A 6,872-nucleotide genomic window follows, 5' to 3' on the forward strand; every position below is an offset into this window, starting at 1 on the left:
GCCCTGGTGGGCCGCCCCGCCGGACGGGGTCGTCGCTCGCGTCAGTCGGCGAGCACGATCTCCCGCAGGGTCGGGTTGCCGACCGGTGAGGTGACGAGGTCGGCGATGCGCTCGCTCGTCACGTACGAGTACGTCTCGTTGAACAGCGGCACCGCAGGGAACTCGGCCTGGATGAGCTCCTGCACGGCGGCGTACGCCGTGCCGTCGCCTGAGGTGTCGGCGTCGGCGGCGGCCATCGCGGCCGCCACGTCGGCGTCGTAGTAGGGGATGCAGTTGTCGCATCCGCCGCCCTCGATGAAGAACACGCGCAGCGTGGCCTGCTGGCTCGGGTACAGCGCGCCCCAACGGCTGAAGTACGGGGCGTCGACGTCGCCCGCCGTGCGGGTGGCGAGGAACTCGGCCCAGTCCGACGACGGGCTCGCGGAGGCGTCGATGCCGAGGTTCTGGCGCAGCTGGTTGGCGATCGCCTCGTACAGCGGGTCGAGGCCGCCGCCACCGGGGAAGTAGATCTCCATGGTGCCCTCGAAGCCGCCTGCCTCCTCGAGCAGCGCGGCGGCAGCCTCGGGGTCGTACTCGCAGAACTCGGCGCAGATGCCCTCTGGCGTGCCGGGCTCGATCGTCGGCGTCCACGCCGTCGCGGGCTCGTAGGTGCCGCCGTAGACGACGTCGATGATCGTCTCGCGGTCGATCGCCATCGAGATGGCCTGGCGCACGCGCACGTCCTGGTAGCGCTCGTCCCACAGCGGCAGGCCGAGGAACGAGATGCCGGGCGCCTCGAACGAGTAGAGACGGTCGCCGAAGTCGCCCTCGGCCTGCGTGAGACGGCTGGCGGGCACGCCGTTGACGTCGAGGTTGCCTGCGAGCACGTCGGTGTAGGCGGTGGCCTCGTCGGTGTACGGCACGAACGAGATCTGGTCGATCGTGGGCTCGTCGCCTGCGAAGTCCTCGTAGGCGGTGACGACGATCGTCTCGTTCTCGACGTAGTCGTCGACCATCTCGAACGGGCCGTTGCCGATCGGGTGGGTGTTGTAGGCGTCGAGGTCGTCGAGCGCCGACTCGGGCATGGGGAAGAAGGCGGTCATCGCCTGCGTGATCTGCAGCGGGAACTGCCCGTCGGGGCCCGTGAGCGTGACGGTGAACGTGAGGTCGTCGACCACCTCGAGACCCGACATCTCCTCGGTCGCCGGCTCGCCCTCTGCGGGGTTGAGGTCGGCGTAGCCGACGATGTTCGCGAGCTGGCCGGAGTTCTCCATGGCGTTCGGGCCGTAGGCGACGGCGTTCCACGAGTCGACGTACGACTGCGCGGTCACGGGGGTGCCGTCGTGGAAGGTCCACCCGTCGCGCAGCGCGATCGTCCAGGTCGTCGCGTCGTCGGACTCGACGGACTCGGCCTGGATGTAGTCGAGCGAGCCGTCGTTGTTGAGGAACGTCAGCGGCGACCACACCGCCATGTTGAGGTCGAACGCGATCGACTGGCGACCGGGCGTGAGCAGCTGGGGGTCGGTGACGCCGTACGTGATGGCGTTCTCGGAGGCGGCGGCGTCGGTGTCGCCGCCCCCTCCCGAACAGGCGGTGATGGCGAGCGCGGATGCCGTGATGGCTGCCGCGAGCGCGAGTCTCGAGCGCTTCATGGGTGTCTCCTGGTGCCGTGGGATGCGGCGACGCCCGACGAGGTGCTGGCTGTCGAGTGCCGTTGGAGAGCAAGTAGACGCCCGCGGATCGTCGCCGGTCAAGCATTTCCTTCAGAAGTTTCACGAAGCAATGAAGGTTTAACGCGTCGGAAACACGGAGTGGGCCACCCTGCGATGTGCGCCGAACGCACCACGCTTCGCTCGCACCTCGAGGCGCGGGCGGACGCGACGAAGGGTCGGCCCCCGCGTCGATGACGCGGGGGCCGACCCGTGGACGCCGAGGCTAGCGCTCGGTGACGACGCGCCCCCGACGAGCGACGAGCGCCGCTGCGCCGCCGAGCATGAGCAGCATCGCCATCGCGAGCAGCGGCGCCGAGGCGTCGAAGCCCGTCACCGGCAGCGAGCCCTGGCCGCCGCCCGCACCCGCACCCGGCGTGCCAGGAGCACCCGGACCGGGAGTCGGGTTCGGCGCGACGGCTGCTGCGACCGTGAACGTCCGCGCGTCGGTCGTCGCGGATCGGTCTGCGGCGTCGCCGGTGAACTGCGTCGCGGTCGCGATGTAGTCACCGGGCTCGAACGTGTCCGAGACCGTCCACGTGCCGTCCTCCTCGACGGTCGCGCTGAGCACGCCGCCCTCCGCGGGGATGGCCGCCGAGGCGTCGGCTGCGACCGGCGGCACGGCGTTCACGGCCGACACCTCCACGGTGGCGCCGGGGAGGCCCGTGCCCGAGAAGGTCACGGTCCTGCCGTCCACGACCGGCTCGTCGAGCGTCGGTGCTGCGAGGGGTGTCGCGACGGGAGCGATGCCGAAGACGATGTCGCGTCCGATCTCAGCCGCGACTCGCTCGCCATCTGCGTCCTCCTGCTGCGTGAACGTGTTGGCGAACAGCTGCTCGGCGGGCAGGTCGTCGAAGTACGCGACGACCTCGAAGGTGCCGTCGTCCTCGACCGTGCCCGTGCCGGCCACCGCGAGGCCACCCTGACCGTCGAAGTACTCGACGACGATCGTGTTGCCAGCCTCGCCGGTGCCGACGTAGGCGACGCCGAGACGCGGGTTCGCGATCGTCGCACCCTCCTCGGGGGTCTCGAGCGTGAAGTCGATCTGCACCGCTGGAGCCTCGGGCAGGACGATGTTCACGAAGACCCCGCCCGGGCGCGACTCGCCGTTGGGGCCCGTCGCCTCTGCCGAGACGCGGATCTCGGTCTCGCCGAAGTTCGCGTCCGAGAAGTCCGTCGTCGGGATGGTCCACGTGCCGTCGGCCTCGATGGTCGTGGTGCCCGCCACGTAGGTGCCGAGTGCCTGGCCGCCGTAGGTCAGGGTCACGGTGTCGCCCGCAAGGCCGGTGCCGGTGAACTCGGGCGTGATCGAGTCGACCGTCGCGCCGTTCTGCGGCGTCAGGACGCGGAACGGTGCAGCCTCGACGGGAGCCTGCGCGAAGAAGATCGTGCGCCCGATCTCACGTGCGACCGAGGCGCCGTCCTGGGTCGTCTGGGCCGTGAACGTGTTCGCGAACATCTGCCCGGCGGGGAGGTCCCGGAACGTGGCGAAGACGTCGAACGTGCCCCCCGCGGTCACCTCGCCGACGCCGGCCTCCGCGAGGCCGCCGCGGCCGTCGAAGTAGCGCACGGTGATGAGGTTGCCCGGGTCGCCACGACCCGTGAAGTGCACGATGTTCAGGAAGTCGTCGCGCGTCTCGCCGTCCAGCGGGGAGTCGAGCTCGAACACGCCCGCTGCGGCCACGGGCGCCGTCGGGAACGTGATCGTGACGAAGAAGACGGTCTCGACGCCGCCGGGCGTGATCTCCGTGACGCGCACGCGGTTCTCGGTCTCGCCGGGGTTCGCGGACGCGAAGCTCGTCGGCCCCGTCGACCAGGCGCCCGCGTCATCGACGGTGGCAGTGCCCGCGGTGTAGCTCGCGAGTTGCTGACCGCTGTACGTCAGGGTGACGGTGCTGCCGGTGGTGCCGAGGCCAGAGAACGTGGGCGTCGTCGAGTCGACGGCGGACAGGTTCGCGGGGCTCGTGACCGAGAAGTCCTGCTCGACGGCGGAGGCGGCGGGCGCAGCGATGAGCGCGGCCGAGCCTGCGATCGCGAGGGACACCCCCATCGCAGCGAGTCGGGTGCGGAGGGAGCGTCGGCTGCGCCGACCCTCCCCGGAGACGGAAGGCATGACCATGTGGAGCTCCCCCATTGGAACGACGGTGGCGTCGCGAGCGACGCTCGACGATCCGCCCACCTCGTTCGACCGTACGGTCGGGCACGACGCCGGGCCGAGGGTGGAAGCCTCCAACGTTGTGCGCGAGACCCTAGAGGAGTAGGGACTCGCCATGCCCGCCGAGATCTGCGGTGCGAGGATTCCGGGGGTTCAGCGCCCGTCGCGAGGCGCGAGGTCGGCGACGAGTGCCTCGACGCGTGCGCGGATCGCGTCGCGGATGGGCCGCACGGCCTCGATGCCCTGCCCCGCGGGATCCTCGAGCACCCAGTCCTCGTAGCGCTTGCCTGGGAAGAACGGGCATGCGTCGCCGCAGCCCATCGTGATGACGGCATCCGAGGCCTGCACGGCCTCGGTGGTGAGCACCTTCGGCTGCTCGGCCGTGATGTCGATGCCCTCCTCCGCCATCGCGGCGACGGCGATGGGGTTGATCTGCTCGGCGGGCATCGAGCCTGCGGAGCGCACCTCGATGCGGTCGCCCGCGAGCGCGCGCACGTAGCCGGCGGCCATCTGCGAGCGGCCGGCGTTGTGCACGCAGACGAACAGGACGGAGGGCTTGGGCGCGGTCATGCCTCCATCATCGTCGGCTGCGGGCGCGGCCGCGAGATCGCACCCGACGCGCAGCCTTCTCGCGCCGGCAACGACCCCGAAACGCCCGCGTCGTAGCGTGGTGCGCACGGGGCGGTCGTCCGCACACGAGCGAGGCTGCTGCGCCTCGTGGAGGTGGACCATGCACACGACCATCGGACTCGTCGCCTATCGCCGCGGCATCATCGACTCGCTGCGGGCCTGGACGACCGCGCTCGACATCGCCTACCGAGCCGACGACGCCGCGTCGATGCGCACCGCGCAGGATGCGCTCGACCGGCTCTCGCACCTGGCGGGGCTCGCGATGGCGCCCGTCGCCGACGAGCGCGACGCCGCCTAGGAGGAGGGGCCCGCGGTCCCGCCTCCCTGCAGCGCGTGCAGCATGCGCTGCAGGGCTGCGAACGCCTGCGCCTGCTCGTCGTTCGTCATGCCGCCCAGCATGCGCGCCTCGACCGAGCGCACCGCGAAGCTCGCCTCCTCGAGGCTGCGCCTGCCGAGCGCCGTGAGCTGCGTGGGGATGGCCTTGCCGACGCGATCCTCGGTGGGTCGCGTCACGAGGCCGTCGCGCTCGAGAGCCTGCAGCAGCACGTGCATCGACTGCCGCGTCACGAACGCGCCGCGCGCCAGCTGCGAGGTCGACATGCCGGGGCGCTGCGCGAGCAGCTCGAGGCACGAGTAGTGGGTCACGGTCATGCCGAGCGTACGCAGCACGCCCTCCATCGCGACGCGCAAGGCGCTCGAGGTCTCCTTCAGCAGGTAGCCCAGCGACGTCTCGAGGTCGATGCCCGCCCGGTCTTGACTCATGTCAGCATTCTGACATACGGTGAGGCGTGTCAGAAGACTGACACACGATCGGAGTACATCATGCCCGCCACCGGCCCCGACTTCCTCTCCCTGCAGGCCCGCGACCTCGCCGCCTCGCAGGCGTTCTACGAGCGCTACCTCGGCCTCGTCCGCGCCCAGGCAGGCCCGCCGCACGCCGTCGTCTTCGAGACGACGCCCATCGCGTTCGCGCTGCGCGACGTCGTGCCCGGCGCCGATCTCGACGCCGTCGCACAGCCCGGCATCGGCGTCGCGATCTGGTTCCACGCCACCGGCGTGCAGGCCATCCACGATCGGCTCGCCGCCGACGGGCACCCGATCGTCGCGGCGCCGATCGACGGCCCGTTCGGCCGCACCTTCACCTTCACCGACCCCGACGGCTACCACGTGACGCTGCACGACCGCGCGTGAGTCGCGCTCTCCCCGAGTGCGAGCGAAGCCGTCCCCTGCCCGCTCCCTGAGGTGCGAGCGAAGCGAGCCTCGAAGGGTGCTGGATGCACTGGTGCTCGGGGTCGCGGTGGTGGTGCCCCGTTCGAGGCTCGTTGCGCTCGCACCTCAAGGGGCGATCTTCGCGCGCACCTCGAAGGGCGGGTGGGGAGGTGCGTCTCCGCTGGAGGGGCGGACGGAGGAGCGCCCCGACACGCGGGCGACGAGGCACGGCCGATCAGCGGTTCACGGCGTCGCCGTCCCACGAGAGGTCCGCGTCCGCCGAGACCTCGAAGGCCTCGAAGGCGGGGTCGGCGAGCACGGCGTCGATGAGCGCAGACGGGCCGGCGACGATCGTCGAGTCCCAGTCGATCTCGGTCGCGACCACCCACGCGTGATCCTCGGGCCACAGCAGCTGCGGCACGGGATGCGGCTCATGCCCCTCCTGCCAGCCGATCCCGGCGTCGAATCCCCATCGAGGATCGGCGAGCTCGGCGAGCGACGTCTCGAGCAGCACGTGCTCGCGGTCCGGGAGCTCGAGCTGCGGCCCGTGCTCGCGGGCCCGCAGGTACTCCGGTGCGTAGGCGGCCATCGTGTGCCGCTCGCTGTCCTGGCGGAGCCGCGCGAGCCCCTCGCGGTCGACCTCGGAGGGTGCTCCGTCGTCGAACATCGTGAAGAAGGTCGTGACGGGGATGCCGAAGCCGACCCAGATCCCGGCGAGCACGTCGTCGGGCGTGGCCGTCTCGGCTGCGAGGTGCGGCGTGAGCGCCGCGAGGAGCACGGGGTCGAGCCAGCCGACACGGCTCTGACCCGCCCGCCATCCATCGGGGAGCTCGAGCGACCGCTCGCCGTCGCTGATCCGCCCCCACTGCACGAGCGGGTGCATGACCTTGCCGCCTCGGGCTGCGACCTCGCGCCACGGCCACGTCGCCTGCTCGACGACCGGGTGCGATCCCCAGCGGTCGGTGGTCGTGAGGTCGAGCCGGTCGGCGCGGACGGGGTGCAGCACGCGTGCGTACCGCGCGAACCCCGTGCCCGCGACGCCGGCGACTGTCGCCCACGCGCCCATCCGGTCGCGCAGCCATGCGCCTCGCTCCACCGCATCCGTGACTCGCATGCGCCCCAGCATCGCGCACGAGCCTGGCGAGATGCGTCGCTGAGCGGCATGCCGACCCCGTCTGCGGGGTCGGCAC

General features: G+C 71.3%; 7 protein-coding genes. 2 read left to right on the forward strand and 5 right to left on the reverse strand.

Features of this window, described 5'->3' with window-relative positions:
* Positions 1-41 precede the first annotated feature (41 nt).
* The 3 genes from ACZ6H8_RS08770 to ACZ6H8_RS08780 all read right to left on the reverse strand — a co-directional run bounded on the left by ACZ6H8_RS08770 (position 42) and on the right by ACZ6H8_RS08780 (position 4,413).
* The gene (locus ACZ6H8_RS08770) at positions 42-1,631 is read right to left on the reverse strand and encodes a peptide ABC transporter substrate-binding protein (RefSeq protein WP_464146389.1); all 1,590 of its coding nucleotides are present in this window, start codon (positions 1,629-1,631) and stop codon (positions 42-44) included.
* Positions 1,632-1,914: 283 nt separating this feature from the next.
* The gene (locus tag ACZ6H8_RS08775) at positions 1,915-3,738 is read right to left on the reverse strand and encodes an LPXTG cell wall anchor domain-containing protein (RefSeq protein ID WP_464146390.1); all 1,824 of its coding nucleotides are present in this window, start codon (positions 3,736-3,738) and stop codon (positions 1,915-1,917) included.
* A 258-nt stretch (positions 3,739-3,996) separates the two neighbouring features.
* Positions 3,997-4,413, reverse strand: a complete 417-nt coding sequence (locus ACZ6H8_RS08780; RefSeq protein WP_464146391.1) for an arsenate reductase ArsC — start codon at positions 4,411-4,413, stop codon at positions 3,997-3,999.
* Positions 4,414-4,573: 160 nt separating this feature from the next.
* Between ACZ6H8_RS08780 and ACZ6H8_RS08785 the strand changes: the two genes are divergently transcribed.
* Positions 4,574-4,771: a hypothetical protein gene (locus ACZ6H8_RS08785; RefSeq protein WP_464146392.1), complete on the forward strand. Its 198-nt coding sequence runs from the start codon at positions 4,574-4,576 to the stop codon at positions 4,769-4,771.
* Here the strand turns inward: ACZ6H8_RS08785 and ACZ6H8_RS08790 are convergent.
* The gene (locus ACZ6H8_RS08790; protein WP_464146393.1) at positions 4,768-5,235 is read right to left on the reverse strand and encodes a MarR family winged helix-turn-helix transcriptional regulator; all 468 of its coding nucleotides are present in this window, start codon (positions 5,233-5,235) and stop codon (positions 4,768-4,770) included. The genes ACZ6H8_RS08785 and ACZ6H8_RS08790 overlap by 4 nt on opposite strands.
* Before the next feature lie 60 nt (positions 5,236-5,295).
* On the opposite strand from ACZ6H8_RS08790, the gene ACZ6H8_RS08795 reads away from it, so the two are divergent.
* Positions 5,296-5,664: a VOC family protein gene (locus ACZ6H8_RS08795; RefSeq protein WP_464146394.1), complete on the forward strand. Its 369-nt coding sequence runs from the start codon at positions 5,296-5,298 to the stop codon at positions 5,662-5,664.
* A gap of 253 nt (positions 5,665-5,917) precedes the next feature.
* Here the strand turns inward: ACZ6H8_RS08795 and ACZ6H8_RS08800 are convergent, their stop codons facing one another.
* Positions 5,918-6,796, reverse strand: coding sequence for a hypothetical protein (locus ACZ6H8_RS08800; protein ID WP_464146395.1), 879 nt, complete (start codon positions 6,794-6,796; stop codon positions 5,918-5,920).
* Positions 6,797-6,872: the final 76 nt, after the last annotated feature.

This window comes from Agrococcus sp. AC640b (assembly GCF_979255995.1).

Bases quoted from the DNA above. Each gene is read 5' to 3' on its own strand.
- ACZ6H8_RS08770 (WP_464146389.1), bottom strand. From the start codon at position 1,631: ATGAAGCGCTCGAGACTCGCGCTCGCGGCAGCCATCACGGCATCCGCG.
- ACZ6H8_RS08775 (WP_464146390.1), bottom strand. From the start codon at position 3,738: ATGGGGGTGTCCCTCGCGATCGCAGGCTCGGCCGCGCTCATCGCTGCG.
- ACZ6H8_RS08780 (WP_464146391.1), bottom strand. From the start codon at position 4,413: ATGACCGCGCCCAAGCCCTCCGTCCTGTTCGTCTGCGTGCACAACGCC.
- ACZ6H8_RS08785 (WP_464146392.1), top strand. From the start codon at position 4,574: ATGCACACGACCATCGGACTCGTCGCCTATCGCCGCGGCATCATCGAC.
- ACZ6H8_RS08790 (WP_464146393.1), bottom strand. From the start codon at position 5,235: ATGAGTCAAGACCGGGCGGGCATCGACCTCGAGACGTCGCTGGGCTAC.
- ACZ6H8_RS08795 (WP_464146394.1), top strand. From the start codon at position 5,296: ATGCCCGCCACCGGCCCCGACTTCCTCTCCCTGCAGGCCCGCGACCTC.
- ACZ6H8_RS08800 (WP_464146395.1), bottom strand. From the start codon at position 6,796: ATGCGAGTCACGGATGCGGTGGAGCGAGGCGCATGGCTGCGCGACCGG.